Origin of the sequence: Caenibacillus caldisaponilyticus, from assembly GCF_002003465.1 — a bacterium.
In the GTDB taxonomy this organism is placed as follows: Bacteria; Bacillota; Bacilli; order Bacillales; family Sporolactobacillaceae; genus Caenibacillus; species Caenibacillus caldisaponilyticus.
Genome location: NZ_BDDQ01000035.1, coordinates 15,426 through 40,415, shown reverse-complemented (window position 1 = coordinate 40,415; position 24,990 = coordinate 15,426). Strand labels below are relative to the sequence as shown.

Here is a 24,990-nt window from a genome sequence, read left to right as displayed (position 1 = left end):
ACGGCGGAGTCCTCCCAATCATAGATTCGATAGAGACTTAGGTTTCCGACAACATGTAACCGATACCCCGGATCGTTTGGATGTCTTTGTCATAATGATAAGGGGCCAATTTACGGCGCAGATGATGGATATAGACCTCGACGATCCCGACCGTCGTTTCGGAATCGAATCCCCAGATCCGGTCATAAATTTGCTCCCGCGTCAAAATTTGATCTTTGTTCTGGATCAAGTACTCCAAAAGCTCGTATTGCTTAATCGTCAGCGCAATGGGGTCCCCATCGATCGTCACTTTCTTTTTCTGCAAATCCATCACAATGCCTTTATAAGACAACGTCTGATCGATCATCATGCTGGCGGTTCGGCGGAGAATCGCCCGGATACGCGCCTTTAATTCCATGTTTTGAAAAGGTTTGACGATGTAATCGTCCCCGCCGAGATTCAACCCTCTGACGCGATCTTCTAAAGCATCCTTGGCCGTCAAAAACAGCACGGGGGTGTGGACATGGGCTTCTCTCAAGGCTTTTAGCACTTCAAACCCGTCCATTCCCGGCAGCATCACATCAAGCACAATCAAATCATAAATGTTTTGTTCGGCAAGAAATAACGCATCGTCGCCCCGTGTCGCCGCATCAACGGAGTATTCATCCGACAACAATTGAACAATGGAATCCAACAAGACTTCGTTATCCTCAACGACCAATAGGCGCAAAGCCAAACCTCCCTCCCTTTTATTTTTGAATAAATAAAGCAAAAAAGCCACCGTATAAGCGAAAATATACGATGCTTTTTTGCTCGATGCCCATCAGTCGAAGCGCAACGCCTGAATCGGCGGGAGCTTCGCCGCCTTATTGGCGGGAAAGACGCCGAAAATCACGCCGATCGCGACGGAAAACAGGAAAACGAATCCGATAACGGATAACGAGAGCGATGGCGCCGTGCCAGTGGCCATGCCATAGAGTTCAGATGCGAAAATGCCCAGTCCGACGCCGATGAGCCCTCCTAGCGCGCTTAACACGCTCGCTTCGATCAAAAATTGGAGGAGGATGTTTTTCCGCTTCGCCCCGATCGATTTGCGAATGCCAATCTCTTTCGTCCGTTCGGTGACGGAGACAAACATGATGTTCATGATCCCGATGCCGCCGACGATTAAAGAAATGCTCGCGATGCCGCCGAGCAAAAGCGTCAATGTCCGATTGACGGAGGCCATCGTGTCCATGACGTCCTGCTGATTGAAGACGCTGTAATTGTCGGTGTCATAATTGAACACTTGCGCCATATATCGTTCGATATTCAACATCGCAAAATCCAGGCGCTTCGCGCTGTCGGCCTGCGCGTAAAACTGTTGAATGTACGTCGTATTCAAAAACCTCTGTGCGGTTGTAAACGGAATGATCACCGTTTCATCGATGTTTTGCCCCATCGAGCCCCCTTTTGAAGCGAGAACGCCGACTACGGTATAGCGATCGCCGTTGATAAGCAGGCTCTGGTCAATGGGCGAGCGGTTGCCGAACAAATTTTGTGCGACGGTCGAGCCGATGACGGCGACCTTTTGGCGGAACTTCATATCGATGTCGGAAATAAAGCGCCCTTGAGACACCGATAAAATCCGGATGTCTTTATAAGCGGGATCGGAACCGAGCAGGTTGACCTCTTCGGTCGTGTCTTCATTATTATTTTTTAACGTGACGCGTCCCGACACGACGGGTGAAACGTTTTTCACCCCGTTGAGCTTTTTGATGGCGTTGATGTTGTCGAGCGAAAACGGTGGGTCGGTCGTCGTGATATTCACGGTGATGAGGTTGGTTCCCAGATTGTTGATGCTGTCGGTGACCGACCGGGTGGATCCTTGTCCGATGGCGACGAGGACGATCACGCTCGAGACGCCGATGATGATCCCGAGCATCGTGAGAAACGCGCGCAGTTTATTCCCCTTAATATTTCGCAACGCCATCTTAATGGATGTGATGAATCCCATGATCCGCCTCCTCTCCGGCATAAAGGCGGCCGTCGACGATGCGCACCGTTCGCTTGGCCCGCTGGGCGACCTCCATATCATGCGTGATCAAGATGATCGTATGCCCGTCCGTATTCAGCTTTTCTAAAATGTCCATGACTTCCTTTCCCGTTCGCCGGTCGAGCGCGCCGGTCGGTTCATCCGCGAGCAGAATCGGCGGCGTCCCGGCCAGCGCGCGGGCGATGGCCACGCGCTGTTGCTGACCGCCGGATAGCTGGTTCGGCAAATGGTTGGCGTATCCGGCGAGTCCGACTTGTTCCAAACAGGCCAAGGCGATTTCCCGGCGCTGCTTCGCGCCCCATCCTCTATAAATCAAGGGAAGCTCCACGTTCTCCAAAGCGTTCAAATTGCTGATCAAATTAAAGTTTTGAAAGATAAACCCGATTTTTTGGTTGCGAATGACGGCCATCTCATTATCTTTTAATTGATTCACCTTCCGCCCTTCCAAGATGTACTCGCCATCGTCCGGCAGATCCAGGCAGCCGAGAATGTTCATCAAGGTCGACTTTCCGGAGCCGGAGGGACCGGTAATGGAAAGAAATTCACCTGAATGGACAATCAGGTTGATATGATCCAAGGCTTTCACGACATGATCGCCCATCTTATAAGTCTTCACGACATCCTGAAGGCGGATGATTTCGTCAGCCATTTACCGATCCCCTCCTCGGTTGGTTCCCCCGTTCATCCTGTATTGCCCGCCGAATCCGCCAAATCCGCCCATGTTTCCGCCGAACATGCCGGGCATCCTTTGGCCGTTCGACGATTGATTTTGATTGGCATTGCGGACGATCTTCGGCAACAAAACGACTTGCCCTTGCTTCAAGCCGGAAACGATTTCGATATAGTTGTCATTATGCAAGCCCGTTTTCACAACCACCCGGCGCCCGTTCCCTTCATAATCCGCCGCGGAGCCGCTGGCCGCCGCAGATTCAGTGTTTTGTTGGGCAGTGTCTTGGACATACACAAAATACTTTCCGTTCAAAGAATGGACCGCTCCAATGGGAACGTAAAGGGCGTTTTCCTTCTTGGCGATGATGATGTCTGCCGTGGCCGTCATTCCGGCTTTTAGATTTTTGGAAGACGACAGATGAACGGTCACATCAAACTTCGACACCCCGTTGGTCACCGTTCCTTCTGAGGCGATTTCCTTTACAACGCCCTCATACTTTTGCTCGGGAAAGGCGTTGACGATCACCTCGACGTTTTGGCCCGCTTTGACTTTGGGGATATCCAATTCGTCCACTTGAACGACCATATTGAGATCGCTGTAATTCGTCAAATGCGCGATGACCTGGCCGGCGTTGACGCGGCTGCCGTCATAGACGTTAACGGACGTGATCGTGCCGTCGTGGGGCGCCTCCAGCACGCTGCCGTCGGTAAAGGTGACCAAATCCTCGCCCTTTTTGACCTTTTCGTCTTTTGAAACAAGCACTTCGTTCACCGTTTTGTTTTCCGCCACTTTCAGATTTTCATCAATCGCCGGAGACAAACTGCCGGAACCGCTCACTTTGGATTCCAGCGGACCTTTTTGAACGACGGCCGTGGGAGTGATGGCCTCCGGTTGCTCCGCCTTGCCTTTGTTCATATACCAGATGATGCCGCCGCCCGCGGCGACCACAACCACACAAAGAACGATGATGAACCACTTTTTCATGCGCGAACCTCCTTGACCCCGTTTTTGGACGTTTCCACAACCACCCCCAATTATGAGCGGCGATTCTTAAATTTTTCTTAAAATGCCCGTCCAGCCTTTTCTGCCTAGACAAAGGAAAAGGCGGTGTTTTCTCCAAAATAAAAAAACCTGGCGCATGCCAGGTTGTAAAAGGAGCGGATTGATCCGATCAAGCGGATCGGATCCAGTCGATGAATTTGTCGATGACGCCGTCCAGGAAGTTGAGCGTATTCTCGTCGATGAGCCGCCCGTCGGCATCGAATTTTTCACTCGCAAAGTTCACCAACACTTCATTGCCGGCCGGCGGCAGAACACGCGCCGACAAGCCGGGAGCGGAGAGAATTTGCCGCAAGTGCAACTGCGCCCGCACCGTGCCGAGGGTCACCGGCGAAACACCGGCGGTCATCACCGGCTTGTTGATCAGCACGCGATCGACGCGGGACAACCAATCCAAGGCGTTCTTGAGCACGCCCGGAATCGACCAGTTGTATTCGGGCGTAATGATGATGACGCCGTCCGATTCCGCCACTTGCTTTTTAAACGCTTTGACGACTTCCGGCGGGTCGAGTTCCTCATCTTGGTTGTAATGCGGCAATTGCCCGATATCCGCGATCCGGACTTCCAATTTATCTTTGTAACGCTCTTTTATGTTTTGAGCGAGCCACATATTGTAGGAATCTTTGCGCAAACTGCCGACGATGGCCGTGATTTTCATGTTCCATCAACCTCTATCTTTCTTTATTTTGACTGACTTGTCGCCCCAAAATGACGGCGACAACGAAAAAGGGGCACCGTAAGCACGGACACCCGTTTTTCAAGCGGTGCATACCGCTCGGCCGGCTGAACCGCTCCCCTAACCGTTCATGAGGAGGCCGGTTCATCCGCCGCCCTCAGGAGATCCCTCAATGAGAAAGCGGAATCCACATGCGGGCGACGCATGCTCTGGAGCCGGCTCAGCCTTTAGCTTTTGCCCCGAAGCGTCTTTCCCGTCCGATCAGGCGGCTCGGGACGCTTCGATAACGATGGAGATTTGGACTTCGTCGCCGATCAAAAATCCGCCGGTTTCAAGCGGCGCGTTATAGGTCACGCCGTAATCGCTGCGCTTGATTTTTCCTTCGGCGCTATAACCAAATTTGACATTGCCCCACGGATCCTTGCCTTCGCCGAGGAACTTGACTTTAAAGGTTTCTTTGCGCGTGTTGCCGCGAATCGTCAAATCGCCGGTGACGTCGTATTCGCCTTCGCCCGTTTTGACGATTTCCGTGGCGCGGAACGTCATTTTCGGATAATGTTCGACGTCAAACAGATCCGCCGAACGCAAATGATTGTCGCGATCCGCATTGCGGGTATCGATCGAGGCGATGTCGACCGAAAATTCGATGTCCGCGCCGGTTAAATCGGCGGGATCGGCCGTGATGTTCGCCTCGAAGTCGTGAAACGAACCTCTGACGGTCGCGAACATCATGTGTTTGATCGAAAACTCCACGCTGCTGTGCGCTGGATCGATGTTCCATTTTACTTTGGCCATTTCGACGCCTCCATTTCAGCAAATTTAAATTTACTCACTTACTTTAATATAGAAACTAAAAATAATATATTTAATATTGTTCGGATTGTCAAGAAGATTCTCCAAACCGCCATACGCTCTGGCTCAAGGTGCCGTAACGGAAACTGCGGTGCAACAATTCAGCCTTTCGCTCGTCATCGGCGGCGCCCATTGCATAGAAAAGGGGGATAAAATGCTCCTGCCCGTGGAACGGAACGGCCCGTTCCGCATGCGGGGCCAATGTTCTGAACCGAAACAGACGCTCCACATCCCATGCGGTGACGGCGTCTTCCAACCAGTTTTCAAATTCGAGAGCCCAGGCTTCCGGGACGTCGGAGTGGTTCCGCATGTCAACGGCCGCCAAATTGTGAACGGTCCCGCCGCTGGCGATGATCAAAACATCCCTTTTCCGCAATTCCAACAGCGCTTTGCCGATACGGTACTGCTCCGCCGGAAGTAGATGGGGATTGACAGACATCGCGACAACGGGGACATCGGCGTTCGGATAGAGCCTCTTTAGAACGACCCATGCGCCGTGATCGAGACCGCGTTCTTCTTCCGAACGGTTGGCGATCCCCGCATCGCCAAGCCGTTGCATAATGTCATCGGCCAACTCAGGAGCGCCTTTGGCCGGATAAACGATCCGGTAAAGTTCTTCCGGAAAACCGTAAAAATCATAGATCGTCGAATAGGCGTCCACACGGCTTACCAGCTGAACCGGGCTTTCCCAGTGTGCCGAAAAGAGCAAGATCGCACGCGGCCGGCCGAGGTCGTTGCCCAGCCGGTCGAGAAAACGCGTGTACGCATGATCTTCCAACGCGAGCAATGGCGCGCCGTGGGCGACAAATAAAGCCGGCGTCAAAAACACCCCTCCTTGAAAGTGAACGAAAAGCGCTCGGAAAAACGATGACGCCTGTTTCCCGATCGTTGACGTCTAACTTTTATTTTTAAACAGACTTACTTAATGTAAGTAATGGCTGCAAGAGTTACGATAATATAGTGACTTACTTTTGTCAAGAACAATGTTATAATGAAGAATAGAGAATGGAGGTTTGACACATGGTTGATCTTAAGATGTGCCCCAAATTCGAATCGGCTTTTGAATTGCTCGGAAAACGGTGGACCGGTCTGATCATCCACGCGCTTCTTTCCGGCTGCCGCCGGTTTTGCGATATATCCGAAATGATCCCGCACATGAGCGACCGCATGCTCGCGGAGCGTTTAAAAGAATTGGAAGCCGCCGGCATCCTCAAGCGGATCGTTTATCCCGAAACCCCCGTCCGCATCGAATACGAATTGACGGAAAAGGGGCACGAGTTAAAGCCGGTGATGGATGCAATCCAAAAATGGGCGGAACAATGGATTTCGCCCGAAGAAAAACAAGACGCTTCCACATGAATATGAACGTGTTTTGATTTTCGGCCGCTTAAGCGGCCGATTTTTTCATTGATCGCCGTCTGTGCGCTCCTCTTCAAAAAACTCCTGGCTCCACGCCGCCCGCGCCCACTCGTACCGTTTAAACAGTCGTTGCCAATAGGCTTCAAGCGCCTGGACGACGTGGACATCGGACCGGCCGGGCGTCATGTCCATCAGGCGCAATCGGTAGTCCGGATCATGAATGACTTCCCCGGAACGCTGTTCGTCGGGGTAAAGCCCCCACACTTCAAGGACGGGGTTGATCCCGAAAAAAAAGGGATGATCGGGCGCTCCAAAAAGAAACCGCGACCGACACGCGTTTCCGTAATCGATCAGCTGGGCCATGACTTTGGGACGGACTCCCGTTTCAAGCTGCTCAGGTTGCCAGATATAAGCGCGGGGACGGTATTTAAAATCCACCAATAAACTGCCGATATACACCGCTTCCACGTAAAAATCCAGGCGCGCATCCGGACGGTTGTGGCCGTGGGTCATGAAAAGCGGCAAGCGGTTCGGATCCGTCGGCCCGCTCGTCCTCGGCAGTTTTTCATCGTAGACCAAATGAATACGGGCCGCGCCCTTCTCAAAAACAATGCGCGTCCCCTCCGGCAAATCCTGAATGGCGCCGGAGTCCTCCTTCCCGTCGAACAACCATCCTTCAATCGGCCGGAAGCCGAGAGGACCTTCGCTCAAACAGCGAATCAATTTGATGACGCCCCAAATTTCATAAAGCTTGTCGGTCCGTTTCCACGGCCCCGCCGCCTCGCGAGGCGCCGCAGGCTTGAACCATTCCTCGTACAATCGGACCATGACTTGGTAACGGCTGTCGCTGAGCGCATGGGGCGAGGCGGAGACGGGTTTCGTCGCATCGACTTTTTTCATCCAAGGGGCGTTGTAAAGCCGCTGCAAGGCCTTTTTCATTTTTAGAAGCCGATCCGCCCATTCCTGCTCGTCAATGCCGCGGGCCGGATCATCCGTTGCCCCCTCCCTCGCGCCGGGCCAGTCGTCCGGTTCCGTTCCGTTTCGCTTCCCTTGTCCGGGATGGTCCGCCAAAACGGCCATCCAGGCGCGGATCAAGCGTTTTAACATTTTATTTTCGATGAGATCGTAGTCGATTTCCCGTTGCGGCACTTTCAAACGCCGCATTTCTTCCGGATGGCGAAGGCGATGGCGGATCGTCGCTTCATCATAAACGGCGAACCGTCCGGCCGGGACGCGCGTATAAATTTTTTTGATCTTCCCGCGCGGCGCCCTGTAAATGTCGTGAATGGCGGCCATGATCGACGCATAGCGCTGTTTGACGGTCGTCAGCATGCGAACCGCTTGCGGCGACAATCCCTCTTCTCCGAGCGGGACGCCGACCGTCGCTTGGCGCCCGAAGTCGCGGGCAAGCCCCGTCAAAACCGCTTCGATTTCATCGCGCATCGCCTGCCACGCCGCCCGGTCGACTTGTTTCGGCGCAATCGTCATCCACGAGTAATACGTGCGGCCGCGCGCCGCAACCTCGATGCGATAATGGCCAGGAATAAACGGATAAAAGGCTTCGGTGTTCTCATAAAGAACGACGGGGTGGGGCGACGGCGCGAGATACGCTTCGCCGGTTTCGTCATCTTCACGAATTTGCCGAACCGGCAAAGCGTCAAGGCCGTCCATGTAAAAACGGGCTTGATCGTCGTCGGATTCGAACAGCACCGTGAGCGGCACGTTTTCATACAAAACGGTTTCCGGCAGGCGGTCCACCGCGTCGTTTTCGCTGAAATCCAAGACCGGCACGACCCGGTACCCCTGTTTGAACGTCACTTTAAAGGGTAAAGCCATTGTCGTTCAGTTCCTTCATTTTTTGTAAGGCCACCCGGCGCGTCTCCTTGAAATCGGACAGCGCCTTGAATTGATCGAGCCATTCGATAAACCGGCTCACCGCTTCCGTCAGCACCCCGTTTTTCTTCGGGCCGAAAAAGCGGCCGAGCATTTCATCCGTCCCGCGCACTTTCGTGAGCACGCGTTGCACGACTTGCAAATCCAAGGCTTCCGCGCGCGTCAACACGCCGTTCTTCGGGATGTTTTTTAAATAAGCGTCAATCTGGCGGATGACCCGCGGCCCGATCCCGAGCTTCGTCGACAGATTTTGCAATTCTTGGTGCAGCGACCAGAAAAAATCGATTTCCGCTTCGGTCAATTCAAAAGCGGCGCTTCGGTTTTTCATGCGTTCATAAGCCGCCGAATCAACCGCTTCCCACGATTCCAAACCGCTTGTCCGCGGCTCTTTTTTCAACACCGAATACGGCAGCACTTTTAATTCAATCACATTGGCGCGGTCCAAAACTTTATCGGAAAAATGAAACGTCGATTCATCGAGATTGACCGTGCCGACGAACAACACGTTGTCGCCGATGGTCACCGTCGGTTTGTAATGGGCGGCGTTTTTTTAACGCGCCGGCGAGCTCGTCGTTGTACAGCCGGAGCACGCGGTTTGGACCGTCCATTTCGAGCACGGACAAAAATTGGGAAAAGTAGTGTTCGACGCGGGCCAGATTCATTTCATCAAAGCAGACCATAAACAATTTATTGCGGTTTTCTTCTTTCTCCGCTTCAAGCAAAAGGTTGACGAGATCGGCGTCACCGGGGCGGTAGACCCCGTGAAGCGTGTCGGGATAGCCCAGCAAATCGGCATCGTCCGTCCATGACGGGCGGACCGGGATGAAGGCCAACCGATCCGGTTCGAGGCCGAGCGCCTTGGCGTAAGCGTGAACGAGCCGCGATTTTCCCGTCCCGCTCATCCCCGACAAGATGACGAGGCCGGAGACCTTCATGGCCGTATGGAAGTTGTACAAATCCTTCTCTTCATAAAACAATCCTTGCGCGCACGTCAAAGCGACCAAACGATCAAGAAATGCCTGTTCGAGCTCATCGTCTTCCGTCCTTGGAAAGGCGCCTTCTTCGGAAACGCGGGCGGACGCCGGCGGCAGAGCCGTCGCCAAACGCCCCGAAAACGCCGGATGTTCGGCGCTTTTTTTATCGATGGCCTCAATAATTTTTAACGGGACATAAAGAAGATTTCCAATCTGGTAAGATTTAAACAACCACTCTTCCTCAAAAGGGATGACCTTTATCCGGCCCGCCTCAATGAATTTGAAGCCGCCGTAGGCGTGATGATGGTGCTCGAACCGTCCGCACGCGTAAAAATTGTCGTTTTCATCCTTCCATAAAATATAAGGCGGCGTATCTTCCGGTTCATTGGATATGAAATCGATATGGCCGAGATACTTGCGGTTTTTTAAACGATCGAAAAATTCATCGGTTTCATAACCGTGCGCGGCCCGGCTGAAGACGGGCAGGCCGACGAGCACGTCTTCCGTCCGGTAATCTTCGGATTTCGGGATCACCCGTATGTTCTGTGCTACGAATACGGTTTTATTTTCTTGCACGAGGCGCCGTTCCGGTTGAAAGACCACGAGCATATCGTCCAAAAATGACCGCAGGCGGGCGATGCGCGCTTCGTCTTTAAGATAGACATTATCTTCAAACCCCCATTTTTCCAAATCATGACTAAATCCCGTAAAATATTCCACATTGGGAAATTGGTTAGGCGGTCGGCTGATCATTTTTAAATTGAATTGAATCACATTCATATGATTGCGAAAGACCGAATGTTTTCCGAATTTTTCCTGAAAACGGCGATCATCGGGCAAAACGCCCACCATATCAATCGGCCACAGTTTGTTATTCATCAGACAATCCTTTCTTCATATGTTTTTTTAAAGCGATAAAATGATTAAAACTGACGAGGCGGTCGACCTTGACGCGGCGCTTGACCATCCGCTGGTAAACGAGCGGCGTCCGATAGGTCAAGAGCCACACTTCATCGACGTCGTCAAAGCGCTTTTCCGCCAATGCCTTTTCCAGTTCCGCCGGTTCGATCATTTCAATGTCGAAACCGGCGGTTTGTTCGATGGACGGATTTTTCGGGTTGCCGATCATGGCGATTCGGCGCACGGTCCGCTGAGACCGGATATCCGCGCTCTCCAGCGCATCCTTCGCCGCGGCCACTTCTTGCTGCCGCTCCCATTCTTCTTTTTTGTCTGCCGTTCGGCGCATTCGTTCGTCATTGGCCGCCTTCAACCGCTCGTTTTCTTCTAAAAGTTTGGCGACTTCATGATGAAGGCGCCCGACGGTTTGTTCGAGCCGGATCATTTCCTGTTTCAAGGCTTTAACCTTTTCGGCGTTCTCCCTTTTCAACTGGAGGTAATCTTTTTCCGTTTCCTCCAAGCGCTGCTTTAACTCGAGGTTTTTGGCTTCCGATTTCTCCCACATCTTTTGGAGCCGCTGAAAGGCGTTGGGATCCACCACCTTTTCTCCCTTGTGTTTCTGAACTTGCTCCCGCGAGGCGCTGGCCTCCGCAAAACGGCGGGCCCATTGCGACAACTTCAAAGGCGTGATCTCGTGAAATAAGCGTTGCGCCCGCTCGCGCGTTTCCGCGTCTTCGCCGGCCGCCAGCGCCGCCATGGTCATCACTGGTTCCAAGTGGCCTTCTTCAAGCCTTTTCTTTATGATGGACAGCTCTTCGCCTCGGAGGCCGTCTCGATCTTTCGCGGTCACTTGTCGAAAACGTTCGATGAGCTTTTCCCGGTTGGCGCCCTTGACCGCTTCCGCAACAATTTTTTTCTTCGCCTTGCCGATCGTCTTCGGCGTGATCCTTCGAAAACCCGGAATCGTCAGATCGCCGCGGTTGACTAACGCCATGAGCCGGCGGTCGTCCATGTGCTCCAAAATCCATTTCCATAAGTTTACGTTCATCCCTTCCCCCCCTTGCTTTTGCCTGCCCCTCTGCGGCCCGCCCCGTTCAACGCGCGGTCAAGGAGGCTTTGCCGCATCGAACGGCGGTCAAGTCTGGCCGCACCCCTGCGCCTGACGCCGACGAACCAGAAGCCGCGCAGACGTTCAGGCCATGGCCACGATAGAGAATCTACCGGCGCGCCATCCCATCAAGCCGCAGGCGCGTGCCATCGCGAAAGAATAACGCCATGATCGAATTGTTTTTTTTTATGGTATTCGTATTCTTATAAACATTCGCCATGGCCTACCGCGAACCCTTTCTTATGGATGAATAGAAAAAACCGGAAAGCGCGTTCGATTGCGCAAAAAAACAACGCCGGGTTACCGGCGTTGGGTGTTTGTCGCCTTTTGCGCCTGCGCGATCCGCCAAATTCCAAAACGTTACGCGGATGCATCGGTCAGTTCCACGATGGCGACATCGTTGACGATAAAACGAACCTTGCCTTGAAGCGTTTCCTCAAACGTGTCATAAATCCTTCCGGCGCTATGGCAGCCTCTCGGCACGGTATGGACGCTGTTGGCAATATAGCCGACCTTGCCGATCGGAACGATTTCCGCTTGGATCGCTTCGGCGTCGTGGACGTTCTCTTTATCTTTCCGCAACACGACGGTCTGATCCAGTTGAAACACTTTGGCGCCGAAATAATACTGCGTACCGACAATCGCCACGAATCGAGCAGAAGCCATCGCCATCCCCCCTCGTTTTCTGCCGTTTTTACGAAGATGGGCCGATCGCAAACCTTTATCGGCCTGTCGCTTCCTCGATCCTACGCGCATGTCCCGGAAACAGCGAAGGCGCGCGAAACCTCGCGATAACAACCTCCGCCCGGTCTGCTTTTATTTTAAAAAAACAGCTGATCCGCTTTTGGATCAGCTGTGATAGAGGTGATACATTTTTTCCGTCCGTTCCTTCAGCCGTTCGATCAGGGCGTCGGGCGCGAGCACCTTGACGTCGCTGCCCCAGCTGAGCAGCCATCCGATGAGCCCGTCGCTCATCGCCGCCTTGGTTTTAAAGACAAAGGAGTCGTCGTTCTTCTGCGTGATGTTGATGTCGAGTCCGAACCGGTCCAACATCACGTTGAACAAATGGTTGGAGACTTGGAGTTCGATCCACTCTTCAGGCCCGGTAAACATTTGAAACGACTTCTTCACGTATTCGCCAATGTTAATCGTCGGCCGCTTAAAGGTTTCTTCCTTGACCGTGACGCGGCGCATGCGGTCGACCCGGTAATGCCGCACTTCCCCAAGTTTTTCGTATTCGCCGACCAAATAATAAAAGTCGTTATACCAGATGAGCGAATACGGTTTGACCGAATACCATTCCCCGTCGCGATGAAGCACGAACTTTTTGTTCACGTCATAGGTGCCATACTGAAACAACACCTTCTTGTTTTCCGATATGGCGTTGTGGAGCTGGTCAATGTCGTACTTCAACGTGTCGCTTTCGCTTTTTACCGTGTCCTCGACGTACAGATTTTGATTGAGCTTTTTCGCTTCGTGACGGCTTGCCAATTTTTTGATTTTCGAAATCAACCGTTTCGCATCTTTCTTCGTAATAAATCGGGCGCTTACGACCGCGTCGATCAGCATGCGCAACTCGTAACGTTCGAACAACCTTTCTTGGAAACTGTAATACTTTTTCCCGTGCGGGCCGTTGTTGACCGTCAGGGACATGAGCGTTTGGCTGATCGCATCGAGATCCTCCCGGAGCACCGAATCTTTCACATGGTAATCCGGGCCGAACTGCAGCTTTAATTTTTCTTTAATGTCTTGCAAGGACAATTGGTGGTCTTCGTCGGTTTCGTTCACAAAAATATCGATGAGCGCCAAAAGCCGGCGGCGAATGTTCACCTCGGCCACACCGATCCCCCTTCCTAAAGACGGTTGTTTCATTCCCTTCGCGAACATCTGCTTGCAAAACCGGACATTCCATCGCTTCGTCCGGTCAAGCCTTGAAGATGGCCAAAGCGAAAGCCGTTCCCCCGAGAGTGTCCGTCTCCGTGACGCTGCGGCGATGACGGGAAGACAAACGGCCGAATGCCAAGGGTTATCCTTTCGAAAACCTCGTCAAAACGCAAGGTAAAGCGGCCGATTACGGTGTCGAGATCTCCGGAAAGCGGGTAAAAAATCTGGGGCATTTTTCCAACCTATTCGGATCCGAGTCCATTTTAACAAATTCTTCATCCGACAGTGTTTTCCCTTTTTTCACAACGATGTCGCTCTATGGCGATTCCCCACCGTGTTCTGGACGGACAAGCAAAATCCGAGAAGCGCAGCCCGCATGATGCGTGTTTTGAAATAGTGCCCTCCTCCTTGAAGATGTTTCATGGCAATCTTACAAAAAAACCCATGCCATAAAGGGGATAACTATCGTCGTCAACGCTTTCAAAATAGGGTCCGTCCAAAGGGCTTGCCCCGTTTCGCGGGGGATGTTGCTTTTTCGGCTCCGGCATTTTCCCGCCATTTCAAATCAGGAAAGAGTGAGGCGAGCGCAAACAAAATGAGGGGAGACCGAAACGAGCCATTCGATCTGCCCCATTAGAATGAAAGCGATTGGATCCAAAGTTTTGCGTTGCCCCGTGCCGTTTGCATACAGATAGGCGCCCGGCTGGAACGCCTCGGCCCCTTTCGGCACCGGACGGCAAGGCTACTTTTAGCTAGACGATGGACATTCTCATTTTTTAACATCGAGGTACGCCATCGCGCCTTTCTCCGCATCGGCGAGCGAATGATCCAAGATCGTATAGCGGCCCGGTTCCTTGACGGTAAACTCGACGACGGCGCTTCCGCCCGCCGGAACGAGCACCGTTTGCAAATCCTTCATATGGTTTTCGGGCGCCCCATTGACATACACATCGCCGAAAATCGTGCCGACGACGTGAAAAGCGCTGGAACGGTTCGGCCCCATGTTCGCAAAATAGATCCGCACCCGGTCCCCGGCTTTAGCGGTCAGCGGATGATCTTTAAGCGTGAACGTGTCGCCGTTCGTGTTCGGATCTCCGCTTTTCAACGCCTTCGTCGAAAAGACGACATCTTTGGGCATACCGTTTAACATGTCTTGATAGTCATTCGCCTTGTACCACTCGTTCTGGATGATGACATATTCCCGGTCAACATCGCGATCCGTTGGATAACCGGCCTTCGGCTTCACGATGATCATCCCGTGCATGCCGTTCGCGACGTGTTGCAAGACCGGAGCGGTTCCGCAATGGTACATGTACACGCCCGGCCGGTCGGCGCGATAAGTAAAGGTGACGGTTTGCCCGGGCGAAACGTCCGTGAAATGTTTGGAAGGCGCCCCTTCGATCGCGTGCATATCCATGCTGTGGGACATAGCGGGATCCTTGTTGGTCAGCGAAAGAAGAATGAGATCGCCTTCGCGGACGACGAGGAGCGGCCCTGGGGCTTGCCCGTTGAACGTCCACGCTTTATACTCGGTACCCTTGTCCACCCGGATATCGGTCACTTGGGCCGTCAAGCGGATATGTACCTCATGTTGTCCCATGCGCTCCATTTTGACCGGGACGGGTTTCTGATTGAGCTTCCGGTGGGCCTGGACCGCATGGGACGCCATATCGTCCGCCGTTGTCGACATTTGTGTTTTATCGTCGTTCGTCGCCTCCGCATCACCGCGGTTGCCGCAACTGCTGATCAACATGACCGCCGCAAGGCCCATCATGCCGAGCACCAGCCAAAGGTTGCGCGTCTTCTTTTTCATACATCTGCCTCCTCCCGATCGTCTTCAAACCCATCCTAAAAAAACGGGAGGGGCAAATGGGTGAATCCCGTCACAGATGCCATAACTTTTTTTGAAATCGCTTCGTTCAATTTTCCCACAAAGCCGAAACTCGGTGGAGGTATTTTTTAATTTGCTCCCAATTGGTTCGGTCTTTTATGATAAAGAGTGAACGCCACCCGATCGGAAGCATGAGCTTGAGAATCGGAAGCCGCACGGCGCGTTTCCAAATTAAGGTTTTCATTTTGAGAGGAGCAACGGACATGAAATCTCTCGTCCTAGCGGAAAAACCGAGCGTCGCCCGCGATCTCGCCCGCGTACTCGGTTGTAAACAAATGCATAAAAGCCATATCGAAGGTCCGCGCTACGTCGTTACCTGGGCGCTCGGCCACCTTGTGGAACTGAAAATGCCGGAAGACTATGACCGCCGATATAAAGATTGGCGGATGGAAGATTTGCCGATCATCCCGAACCAAATGGGCTTGAAAATCATCCGGGAAACGAGCCGGCAGTTTCGCGCCATCGACGAACTCGCCAAACGGCGCGACCTAAAAGAATTGATCATCGCCACCGACGCCGGAAGGGAAGGCGAATTGGTCGCGCGTTGGATCATCGAGAAAATTCGCTGGCGAAAACCGGTGAAGCGCCTTTGGATCTCCTCGCAGACCGATCGCGCCATTCGCGAAGGTTTTCAGAAGCTTGCGCCCGCCGAAAAATACGATCGCCTCTATCAATCGGCCGTCTGCCGCGCGCAAGCCGATTGGCTCATCGGCTTGAACGTGACGCGGGCGCTCACGACCAAATACAACGACCCGCTTTCCGCCGGGCGCGTGCAAACGCCGACCTTGGCGATGATTATCGAACGGGAAAAAGAAATTCAGGCATTCAAACCGAAAGCCTATTGGACGATTACGGCCGACGTCGGCCCGTTTTCGGCCGTCTGGGAACGCCGCGGCGAAAAGCGCTTGTTCGACAAAGAAGAAGCGGAAGCCATCATGGCGAAAGCCGCGGGCCAAACCGCCGTCGTCCGCACCGCGGAGCGCAAAGAAAAAACAGAATCTCAGCCGCTCCCCTACGATTTGACGGAACTGCAGCGCGACGCCAACCGCCGCTTCGGCTTCTCGGCGAAAAAGACGCTCTCCACACTGCAGCGGTTGTATGAACATTACAAGCTCGTCACCTATCCGCGCACCGATTCGCGCTACTTGACGAAAGATATGGCCGCGACCATGTCCGAACGGTTGAAGGCGGTCGCCGCCGCTTATCCCGACGAGGTCCGCCCCGCCCTTAAACGGAAAGGCAAGGTTCTGGCGGGAAAAGTGTTCAACGACGCAAAGGTGACCGATCACCACGCGATCATTCCGACCGACGAACCGGTTTTCATCGAGGATTTAAGCGCGGATGAGCGTAAGTTGTACGATCTCATCGTCCGCCGTTTCCTGGCCCTTTTCTATCCGCCTTGCCGGTATGAGCACGTGCAGACGGTGTTTGAAATCTCCGGCGAAACATTCGTCGTCAGAGAAACGGTTTGCACGGACCCGGGATTCCGCCTCGTCACGGGCAAAGAAGAGGGCGATGCCCGTTCCTTGGAGACGCTTGAACCCGGAAGAACCTTCCGCGTCAAGGATCTCCGCATCGAGCAGCATTGGACGGAGCCGCCCGAGCGGTTCAGCGAAGCCGATCTGTTGCAGCGGATGGAAAAGTACGGACTGGGTACACCGGCCACGCGCGCTGATATCATTGAAAAATTGCTGCAGTCCCAAGCCATCGACCGCCAAAACGGCCGCCTTTATCCGACGCCCAAAGGGAAGCAGCTCATCGAACTCGTCAATGACCAACTCAAATCGCCGGAGATGACCGCGCGCTGGGAGCAGGAATTGGAAAATATCGCCCGTGGCAAAGGCAATCCCGGCGCCTTCATGAAAGACATCCGCAAGCTCACCGAACGCCTCGTCGCGGAAATTAAAGAAAGCGACCAGACGTACCGCGCCCACAACATCACGGGATCCAAGTGCCCCGAATGCGGGGAGTTTTTGCGGGAAATCAAAACGAAAGACGGGCGCATGCTCGTCTGCCCCGACCGTTCCTGCGGCTACCGGCGTCGGAAAGACCCGAAACTGTCCAACCGCCGCTGCCCGCAATGCCACAAGCGGATGGAAATTCACGAAGGAAAAGCCGGGCTTTACTTCAAATGCCGCATGTGCAACATCGTGGAAAAAGCCGAGGAGATCAAGAAAACCGTCTCCAAGCGCGAAGAACGGGAACTGCTGAAGAAATACAGCAAAAAAGATGAAGCATTCGGCAACCCCCTCGCCGAAGCGCTGAAAGCCGCCTTAAAAGATCAGTCATAAGCGGCACGCGCACCGCCGCATACCTCCCGGCGCGCGCTTTACTCCAACGAAACATGTTTTCCCGGGCAATCTCATTCAACCAACCGGACAGGGCTCCCTGTCCGGTTTTTTAGGTTAATTTACAACGCGGGCGGGCAACCTATGGTTATCAACTCCCAAGTAAAGAAAGGCGGATCCGAATGGGCAGAGGACAAAAACATCGCGTCAATCAAGACAAAAACCGGTTAACGTTGCCGCAAACCCCGGCGGAGTGGAAACGCCCCTCCATCGACGGAGAGGAACTCGAAGTGGCGAAAGCCGTGGACGATCGTTATTCATTGAAAGCCCGTCCCGGTTTGTCTCCTACGGAAGTGGAACGGCACGATCCCGAGCCGCGTTCCTGAACGCATGTCAAACAGCGGCGTCCCGTCCTTGAGCCGTTCACGGCTCAATAATGCGCGCAAAAACAACCGCCGCAGAGAACGCGGCGGTTGTTGTTCATTTCATGGTGTGAGGCGCGACGGACGATAGCAAACCGTTTCCGGATTTTTGCCGAAAACATCCCTTTTAAGTTTAAGCATGGCGCCCCCAGGCCGATTATTTACGCAGTTTTTCTTTCACCTTTGTCAGCATGTCGGCGGTCATTTTTTCAAGATCATATTCGGGGCGGAATCCCCATTCTTCACGGGCCGCCGAATCATCGAGCGAATCCGGCCAGCTTTCGGCGATCGCTTGCCGCACCGGATCGACTTCATATTCGATTTCAAAATCGGGAATGTGTTTGCGGATCGCCGCGGCGAAATCCTCCGGCGCCGCGCTCATCGCCGTAATGTTAAAGGCGTTTCGGTGGACCAGCTTGCTCCCGTCCGCTTCCATCAAGGTGAGGATGGCATTTAAAGCGTCGGGCATATACATCATGTCCATATAAGTTCCCTCGGCGATGTAACTTGTATACCGCCCTTCCTCCACGGCTTTATAATAGATTTCCACCGCATAATCGGTCGTCCCGCCGCCCGGCGGCGTCACGTAGGAAATCAAACCGGGAAAACGAACGCCGCGCGTGTCGACGCCGAATTTATGAAAATAATAATCGCACAACAATTCCCCGGCGACTTTATTGATCCCGTACATCGTCGTCGGCCTTTGGATCGTATCCTGCGGCGTTTTGACCTTTGGCGTCGTCGGTCCGAAAGCGCCGATGGAGCTTGGCGTAAAGAATTGACACTTCAGTTCGCGCGCCACTTCCAAGGCGTTCACCAGCCCGCCCATATTTAAATTCCAGGCGAAAAGCGGTTTTTTCTCGGCGGTCGCCGAGAGCAAAGCCGCCAGATGAATGATGGCGTCGACGCCGTACTTTTTCGCGGTGTCGTACAACGCCTGGCGGTCGGTCACATCCACCAATTCAAACGGTCCCGAATGGACAACCGGGCTGTCCGCCGTGCGTATATCGGTGGCGATGACGTTGTCCGCGCCGTACACGTCGCGGCATTTCATGACGAGTTCCGACCCGATCTGTCCCAAAGCGCCGGTGATCAATATTTTTTTCATCCCTGAACCCTCCATCCTCTGGCCAATGAAAAACCGGTCTATTTTCTTCCGCCTTGCAACGTCGCGGAAAACCGTACACCGTCTCCATGTTTCAACGCAAAAAAGTTGGCCGTAAGCGGACCGACAGCATTATACCATAATTGCCGGCACGATAGCATGTGCTCGTAAAGTAGCAGACAAGGCCTCTTCCATATGCAGGTGCGCCAAACACCCATCGCAACGGCCAACGGGAACGTAAACATACCGTTTCTGCCGACCCGCCTGCAAAAGACGCCGCAAGGCTTTCTCCTACCCACCCATCGCCCACGGCCGTTATTTTCCGCTTGTTTGCGAGAATTCGTCCCACGCGTGCAATCTTTAAACGCATGCAACGAATGAATTTAATAGGAAACAAGAGAGGCCGATGCGTTGGACGAACCGCCCTTGAGGTTGGCCGTTCACTCCGTGCCGGATGTGACCCGTTTTTTAACAACTTATGTCGCGGCACCCGGCTCGGATCATTGTTTCCTTTCCGTCCGACTTGTGGCACACTGGGGGTAAGGTGTCGATTTTTGTAGTTTTCAAGACTGGCACACCGCTCCACATGCCATGATTCTTCATTTTTTAATCTGCAGGTGATCACTCTATGCTCTGTCCACATTGCGGAACCGAGGCCCTTGACGGCGCGCGGTTCTGCCCGTCTTGCGGAAAACGATTGACCCGGACGAAAGCGGAAGGCGGTCCAATGCGGCGCATGTGGCTGCTGCCGCTCGCCGTGTTGATCGCGGTGGCGGCGGCCCTCGCCGGAAAATACGTTTATGAACGCGCCGTCACGAAGGCCGCCCTCCGGGATGTGAAAAAAGGCGAGGCCCTCGCGTTGAAAGGCCGTTATCAGGATGCCGAAGCCCTTTTCCAAAGCGCGTTGAAAAAACGGCCGAATTTTCCGGGCGCGCAACTGGATTTGAAGATCGTCCGGATCGGCGAAACGATTCAAAAAGATCTCGCCGCGGCCAAACGTTTAGAAAACGCGCACAAGTATGATGACGCGCTCAAGCGCATCGATCAGACGGAACGCCATTTGCAAAACTATCGCGGCAACCTCGTCAATCAACTGCTTGAATCCATTTCCAATGCCCGAATCACCGCGACGGTCGGCCAGCTCCACGAAGAAATGAAAGGCAAAACGCGCATGGACGAACTCGCACCGATCCTCCGCCGCGCCGAATCGCTCGGCGTCCCCGAAGCCAAACAAATCGCCGATGAAATCCGCAAACAAATCATCGCGATCGCTTACGCCGACGCGACCCGAGCGTTGAACGAGAAGCAATTTTCCGATGCCTTGCAAAAGGTGGAAGACGGTTTGCAATACGCTCCTCAAAACGGGAAACTGCTCGCATTAAAGATGGCGATTAAAAAAGCGAAAGCCGCTTATGAAAAGCAAGAACAAGAGCGCATGCAAGCCGCTCTCGCCGCCGCCCAAAGCGAATACGACCACAACTCGACGGACGCCGTCGAGCTCATCGACGTCCAACCGGTCTTAAACAAATACGGCGACTTGACGATTAAAGGAACCGTCAAGAGCACGGCAACGGTGCCGATTTCCACCGTATCGGTACGCTACGAATTGTATGATAAAGACGGCCATCTTTACACGCGAAACGAAGTCTATGTCACACCCGACACGCTGAATCCCGGTGACAAAGGCACGTTTTCCTACACGCACCTCATGGCGAACGGCCCGAAAACCGTGAAGGTCACCGGTTTCAAATGGTATTTGAACGAATAGGAGGATTCTCATGCGCCCAAAACCGCTCAGGCTGCTCCCATGGTTCACGGCCGTCATTCTTCTCATTGCCGGGGGGTTAGCTTTTTCTTGGCTGAATGACCGCTTCGACGGTGCGCGCGTCTCCAAAGCTTCCGGTTTGGCCGAATGGGTCGGCGCTTCGAAACCGTCACAAACAGCGAAACAAAGTTTGAAAACCATCATTCACGAAAGCCAAAAGAGCGTCGTGCAAATCATCGTCATGACCGGAAATGAGGAACGCATCGGTTCGGGGTTTCTCTACAACGACCAAGGCGACGTCATCACGAACGCGCACGTCGTCGCCGGCGCCAAAACGGTCACGGTAAAAACGTCGGAGGCCAAAAACTACGATGGCACCGTCATCGGCATCGGAGATTCCATGGACGTCGCCGTCGTCCGCGTCCCGCCGCTCGCCGGCGAACCGCCCCTTAAAATCGACACCGCCGGAACCGCTGACATCGGAGACGAAGTGATCGCGATCGGCAGCCCCCTCGGGCTGCAAAACAGCGTATCCACGGGCATGATCAGCGGCACGAACCGCGCGTTTCGTCTGGATCCGTACACCTATAAAAACATGTACCAAATCACCGCGCCGATCACCCACGGAAACAGCGGCGGGCCTTTGCTGTTGAAAAAAAACGGCCGTGCGATTGCCATCAACTCGGCGGGCACGGACGACGGCAAAATCGGTTTCAGCCTGCCGCTCGCCGATTGCATCGGCCAAATCAAAGCGTGGTCGGCGCATCCGCAAGCCGTCGACGGCATCAACGGAACGGCGGCCGGAGCGGACGGAAGCCTGTTGGCCAACGCGAAATATGTCGTCAACTATTTTTATGAAAGCCTCGCCGCCCACGATTACGTCACGGCTTACGCGCTTCTCGGCAGCGACTGGCAAGAGAAAACGCCGTATCAAACGTTCCGCAACGGCTATATGAAGACACTCGATATCCGCGTCCAAGCAATAAAAAGCGCTCCCGCCGAAGACGGGCGCGCATCGGTAACAGCAACGGTCATCGCCGAAGAACAGGCAGATAAGGGGCGCGTCGTGAAAACGAAATATCAAGCGGTCTACGCCGTCGGCTATGAAAACGATCAATTGAAACTGCTGTCCGGTCGACAGGAAAAGGCCAAAAAATAAGCGAACGAAAAATGGGCGATCCGGGCGCGCGCTGTGAATCGCGCCGCTGACCGATCGCCCGCACGGCCGGCGGCCCGCTCCTTAAAAGGAAACGGGCCGCCGCTGTCTTCTATTGAGCATTAAAAAGCAGCGCATGCGTTGTTTCCATCTTTGGCTACAACCGCCGCGGCGACGGGCAATTCCGACACGCGGCGAAAAAACGGGCGGCGCATCCGCCAAGCCTACCCGAAGCCGCGATGGGTTGGCGCACACTCAGACGCACGATCGTGCCGCCCACCTGCGGCGTCGCCATTAAACCCAAGGCGTTCACCGATTCCGGCCTTTTGGAAACGGCGCTTCGACCTCAAGGCGCCGTGCGGTCGGACGTTTTTTCTTTTTGCTTCGCCTCAATTTCTTTTCGCAACTTCTCGTCCGATTTCCCCTCGGTGGGAATCCCGAGCGCTTCGGCCCGCCTGATCAATTTTTCATGCATTCTTTCCTTCAATTTTTCCCGGATCGCCGTTCGCAGCTCTTCGGGAGATTTTCCTTTCACGTCAATGCCGAGCTTTTCCGCAAAATCGCGCATATGTTCCTCGTGTTTAGCCTTAAGCGTTTGATGGACTTCGCGCCTCAATTCGGCCGGTGATTTGCCTTCGGTGCGGATGCCGAGCGCCTTGGCCTTTTCGATCAGCCTTGCTTTTCTCTTCTCGGACAGCGCGGCCTTTAACTCTTCATCGCTTTTGCCCGCAGGATCGATGCCGAACCTTTTCGCTTTCTCAACCAGGCGGGCGTGCTTGGCTTCTTGTACGGCCGAAAAGAGCGCCTTCTCATCTTTTCCGTCGGCCGGGATGCCGAACCTATCCGCTTGCGCCTTCAACCGCTCAAGCACCTTTTCATGGATGGCGGAAATCAGGGCGTCCGAGGTTTTGCCCTCCGGATTGATCCCGAGCCCTTCCGCCGTTCGCGCCAATTGTTTGGATGCCTCATTGCTGAGCGCGGCGGACGAAGAAGCGGTATCGGCGCGGCCATGATCCCATACGAAAAACAGGCCTGCCGCAGCCAACACCATGATCGACATCGCTCTCCATAATCTCATACAGAAACTCACTCCCTCCTCATTTCGGTGGATGAGCAGCAACCATCCGACAGCTTCATTTTTTACGATTCTCGTTATCGGCAAACATGGCATAAGCGGGGGAACGCTCAGGTGCGGGGTTGCGGAAACGCTCGGCGATCCGTTTCTTCCGGCCAATGACGCTCGCCGTCAAAAGTTTCGTTTTTTTGTAGATATTATCATAAAGACCGTGTATAATAAAACACAAATATCCTCTAATTCCAAGTATTTTTATGGAATTAGTCTATTTTAAAATTATGGAGGTGTCCAGCTTGTCCGGAACGGAAGAAAGAGTATCGATGCCGCTGTTGAACGAGCCCGCTCCCGATTTCGAAGCACAGTCGACGCACGGTCCGATCAAATTGAGCGATTACAGGGGCAAATACGTCGTGCTCTTCTCTCACCCCGGCGATTTCACGCCCGTTTGCACGACGGAGATCGGCGGCTTTGCCAAATACCAGGAAGAATTTGAAAAGCGAAACGCTCAATTGATCGGCTTGTCCGTGGACAGCGTTCCGGCCCATTGGGCATGGATTCGCGACATTGAACGGATTTTTGATGTCAAAATCAATTTCCCGCTCATTGCGGACTTGGACCTGAAAGTGTCCCGCTTGTACGGCATGATACATCCGGCCGCATCGAACACGTCCACCATCCGCGCCGTCTACATCATTGACGACAAAGGCATTTTGCGCGCCGTGATTTATTATCCGATGAGCGCCGGGCGGAACATTCCGGAAATTCTGCGGGTGATCGATTCCCTGCAAACGACCGATACGACGGGATACACCACGCCGGCCGACTGGCAACCCGGCGATCCCGTGATCGTGCCCGTGACGCCGACGAGCGGCGCCATCGAAAACGAAGAAGAGGCGAAAGCCAAAGGGCTCGACTACAAGAGCTGGTACTTGCGCTTTAAAGACGACGGTCGTCATTCATAACATCACTTCTCGATCCAAAGCATGAAAGGAACCTCCCCATTCATATGAAAAAGCCATCTCCCTTCCGTCAGGGAGATGGCTTTTTTGTCGTCGAATGTTGTGTGCGCATGTCAATTAATTATAATTCGATTGCCTCGCCGACCCGGCGCCCGGTCGTTTTCCGTTAAAACGGCTTCAAGATCATCAAAGAGATGATAATAACGAAAATGAGGCTCAGAATGTTTTCATGGCGATAAAGCCGCCTCGCCAAACGGTGATATTCTTCGGGGATGTCGTCCCCGTCATATTCGGCGAGCAACGCTTTGATCGGCTTCGTATCCGGAACGAGCACCGTCGGCCCCATGATCAACGTGACGATGAACAGCGCGAGACTCGTCACATACCATCCCGCATGGAAAAGCGCCGGATTGAGCGCACCCATCGACAATCCCGTCACGAGGAGCAGCGTCCCGCCGATCATGACATAATTATGCAGGCGGCGCTTCAACGCGTACGCATGCCTGAGCTCCGTCATGGTTTTCGCCGATTTGGCGATGCTGACGAGAACGAAACCCGGGCCGATCCCCAATATGGCCGAAAAAACATGGATGAAAACGAGGCATTTATAAAGAGTCACCATTTCAAACCCGCCTTTCATGACCTTATGTCCACTTCATATCATACCTTTTTCCGCCGTCCGTTTGCCGAGACAACTATGAAACCTTCATGAAATGTCTACCCGCCAAAGCTAGCCTCTTTTACCGGCCGGAAAGGCTTTTCGACAAAAAAATGAAACGGGGCGACGTCTGAAGCAGTCAAGCCTCTCCCTCGTCAATGGCACATTCCGGCGTTAGACGGCAACCTTGAGCTAGGCCTGTCTTTCTTTTTAGCCTCCCCCCTCATCCGATCGGACATCCGCCTTCCGGACCGCATCGATTCAGAGCGTCTACTTGATGCCAGG

23 protein-coding genes and 1 pseudogene are annotated in these 24,990 nt (G+C 53.7%); 7 read left to right on the top strand and 17 right to left on the bottom strand.

Annotation, left to right across the window (positions count from 1 at the left end; genetic code table 11):
* Positions 1 to 37: 37 nt before the first annotated feature.
* The 7 genes from CCB157_RS11055 to CCB157_RS11025 all read right to left on the bottom strand — a co-directional run bounded on the left by CCB157_RS11055 (position 38) and on the right by CCB157_RS11025 (position 6,094).
* The gene (locus CCB157_RS11055; protein WP_077615952.1) at positions 38 to 709 is read right to left on the bottom strand and encodes a response regulator transcription factor; all 672 of its coding nucleotides are present in this window, start codon (positions 707 to 709) and stop codon (positions 38 to 40) included.
* 93 nt (positions 710 to 802) lie between these two features.
* Complete coding sequence (locus CCB157_RS11050) at positions 803 to 1,975, bottom strand: ABC transporter permease (RefSeq protein ID WP_077615951.1); 1,173 nt, start codon at positions 1,973 to 1,975, stop codon at positions 803 to 805.
* Entirely contained in the window at positions 1,953 to 2,663 is a 711-nt protein-coding gene (locus CCB157_RS11045) for an ABC transporter ATP-binding protein (protein ID WP_077615950.1), read from the bottom strand. Before CCB157_RS11045 ends, CCB157_RS11050 begins: the two co-directional genes overlap by 23 nt.
* Positions 2,664 to 3,668 (bottom strand): biotin/lipoyl-containing protein, encoded by a 1,005-nt coding sequence (locus tag CCB157_RS11040; RefSeq protein WP_077615949.1) that lies wholly within the window; start codon positions 3,666 to 3,668, stop codon positions 2,664 to 2,666.
* A gap of 187 nt (positions 3,669 to 3,855) precedes the next feature.
* Positions 3,856 to 4,401 (bottom strand): NADPH-dependent FMN reductase, encoded by a 546-nt coding sequence (locus CCB157_RS11035; protein ID WP_077615948.1) that lies wholly within the window; start codon positions 4,399 to 4,401, stop codon positions 3,856 to 3,858.
* 279 nt (positions 4,402 to 4,680) lie between these two features.
* Entirely contained in the window at positions 4,681 to 5,214 is a 534-nt protein-coding gene (locus CCB157_RS11030) for a YceI family protein (RefSeq protein ID WP_077615947.1), read from the bottom strand.
* 88 nt (positions 5,215 to 5,302) lie between these two features.
* The gene (locus CCB157_RS11025; protein WP_077615946.1) at positions 5,303 to 6,094 is read right to left on the bottom strand and encodes a DODA-type extradiol aromatic ring-opening family dioxygenase; all 792 of its coding nucleotides are present in this window, start codon (positions 6,092 to 6,094) and stop codon (positions 5,303 to 5,305) included.
* Positions 6,095 to 6,291: 197 nt separating this feature from the next.
* On the opposite strand from CCB157_RS11025, the gene CCB157_RS11020 reads away from it, so the two are divergent.
* On the top strand, positions 6,292 to 6,630 hold the full coding sequence (locus CCB157_RS11020) for a winged helix-turn-helix transcriptional regulator (RefSeq protein WP_077615945.1): 339 nt from the start codon (positions 6,292 to 6,294) through the stop codon (positions 6,628 to 6,630).
* Positions 6,631 to 6,675: 45 nt separating this feature from the next.
* On the opposite strand, the gene CCB157_RS11015 is transcribed toward CCB157_RS11020, so the two are convergent.
* From CCB157_RS11015 to CCB157_RS10985, 7 genes are all read right to left on the bottom strand, one after another.
* Entirely contained in the window at positions 6,676 to 8,466 is a 1,791-nt protein-coding gene (locus CCB157_RS11015) for a DUF2357 domain-containing protein (protein WP_077615944.1), read from the bottom strand.
* Positions 8,450 to 9,025 (bottom strand): DUF8727 domain-containing protein, encoded by a 576-nt coding sequence (locus CCB157_RS11010; protein ID WP_077615943.1) that lies wholly within the window; start codon positions 9,023 to 9,025, stop codon positions 8,450 to 8,452. The genes CCB157_RS11015 and CCB157_RS11010 overlap by 17 nt, the downstream gene beginning before the upstream one ends.
* Complete coding sequence (locus CCB157_RS11005; RefSeq protein ID WP_077615942.1) at positions 8,997 to 10,376, bottom strand: hypothetical protein; 1,380 nt, start codon at positions 10,374 to 10,376, stop codon at positions 8,997 to 8,999. Before CCB157_RS11005 ends, CCB157_RS11010 begins: the two co-directional genes overlap by 29 nt.
* The gene (locus CCB157_RS11000; RefSeq protein ID WP_077615941.1) at positions 10,369 to 11,442 is read right to left on the bottom strand and encodes a hypothetical protein; all 1,074 of its coding nucleotides are present in this window, start codon (positions 11,440 to 11,442) and stop codon (positions 10,369 to 10,371) included. Before CCB157_RS11000 ends, CCB157_RS11005 begins: the two co-directional genes overlap by 8 nt.
* Before the next feature lie 420 nt (positions 11,443 to 11,862).
* Positions 11,863 to 12,168, bottom strand: coding sequence for an HIRAN domain-containing protein (locus CCB157_RS10995; protein ID WP_077615940.1), 306 nt, complete (start codon positions 12,166 to 12,168; stop codon positions 11,863 to 11,865).
* Positions 12,169 to 12,351: 183 nt separating this feature from the next.
* On the bottom strand, positions 12,352 to 13,341 hold the full coding sequence (locus tag CCB157_RS10990; protein ID WP_158077286.1) for a helix-turn-helix transcriptional regulator: 990 nt from the start codon (positions 13,339 to 13,341) through the stop codon (positions 12,352 to 12,354).
* Positions 13,342 to 14,155: 814 nt separating this feature from the next.
* Positions 14,156 to 15,199, bottom strand: coding sequence for a multicopper oxidase domain-containing protein (locus CCB157_RS10985; RefSeq protein ID WP_077615938.1), 1,044 nt, complete (start codon positions 15,197 to 15,199; stop codon positions 14,156 to 14,158).
* A gap of 281 nt (positions 15,200 to 15,480) precedes the next feature.
* Here CCB157_RS10985 and CCB157_RS10980 point away from each other — a divergent pair, with 281 nt between their 5' ends.
* Both CCB157_RS10980 and CCB157_RS10975 read left to right on the top strand, forming a co-directional pair.
* The gene (locus tag CCB157_RS10980) at positions 15,481 to 17,568 is read left to right on the top strand and encodes a DNA topoisomerase III (RefSeq protein WP_077615937.1); all 2,088 of its coding nucleotides are present in this window, start codon (positions 15,481 to 15,483) and stop codon (positions 17,566 to 17,568) included.
* Positions 17,569 to 17,747: 179 nt separating this feature from the next.
* Positions 17,748 to 17,951, top strand: coding sequence for a YfhD family protein (locus tag CCB157_RS10975; protein WP_077615936.1), 204 nt, complete (start codon positions 17,748 to 17,750; stop codon positions 17,949 to 17,951).
* A 193-nt stretch (positions 17,952 to 18,144) separates the two neighbouring features.
* On the opposite strand, the gene CCB157_RS10970 is transcribed toward CCB157_RS10975, so the two are convergent.
* The gene (locus CCB157_RS10970) at positions 18,145 to 19,095 is read right to left on the bottom strand and encodes an L-threonine 3-dehydrogenase (RefSeq protein ID WP_077615935.1); all 951 of its coding nucleotides are present in this window, start codon (positions 19,093 to 19,095) and stop codon (positions 18,145 to 18,147) included.
* A gap of 625 nt (positions 19,096 to 19,720) precedes the next feature.
* On the opposite strand from CCB157_RS10970, the pseudogene CCB157_RS18365 reads away from it, so the two are divergent.
* From CCB157_RS18365 to CCB157_RS10960, 3 genes and pseudogenes are all read left to right on the top strand, one after another.
* Positions 19,721 to 19,786, top strand: a pseudogene (locus CCB157_RS18365) (zinc-ribbon domain-containing protein); the annotation flags it as partial.
* A gap of 33 nt (positions 19,787 to 19,819) precedes the next feature.
* Positions 19,820 to 20,860: an FxLYD domain-containing protein gene (locus CCB157_RS10965; protein ID WP_238594673.1), complete on the top strand. Its 1,041-nt coding sequence runs from the start codon at positions 19,820 to 19,822 to the stop codon at positions 20,858 to 20,860.
* A gap of 10 nt (positions 20,861 to 20,870) precedes the next feature.
* Entirely contained in the window at positions 20,871 to 22,016 is a 1,146-nt protein-coding gene (locus CCB157_RS10960; protein WP_077615933.1) for a S1C family serine protease, read from the top strand.
* A 343-nt stretch (positions 22,017 to 22,359) separates the two neighbouring features.
* Here CCB157_RS10960 and CCB157_RS10955 read toward each other — a convergent pair whose 3' ends face one another.
* Positions 22,360 to 23,091 (bottom strand): hypothetical protein, encoded by a 732-nt coding sequence (locus CCB157_RS10955; protein ID WP_143287014.1) that lies wholly within the window; start codon positions 23,089 to 23,091, stop codon positions 22,360 to 22,362.
* 281 nt (positions 23,092 to 23,372) lie between these two features.
* On the opposite strand from CCB157_RS10955, the gene CCB157_RS10950 reads away from it, so the two are divergent.
* Positions 23,373 to 24,050: a peroxiredoxin gene (locus CCB157_RS10950; RefSeq protein WP_439951321.1), complete on the top strand. Its 678-nt coding sequence runs from the start codon at positions 23,373 to 23,375 to the stop codon at positions 24,048 to 24,050.
* Positions 24,051 to 24,213: 163 nt separating this feature from the next.
* On the opposite strand, the gene CCB157_RS10945 is transcribed toward CCB157_RS10950, so the two are convergent.
* Positions 24,214 to 24,669, bottom strand: a complete 456-nt coding sequence (locus CCB157_RS10945; protein WP_077615968.1) for a DUF2269 family protein — start codon at positions 24,667 to 24,669, stop codon at positions 24,214 to 24,216.
* Positions 24,670 to 24,990: the final 321 nt, after the last annotated feature.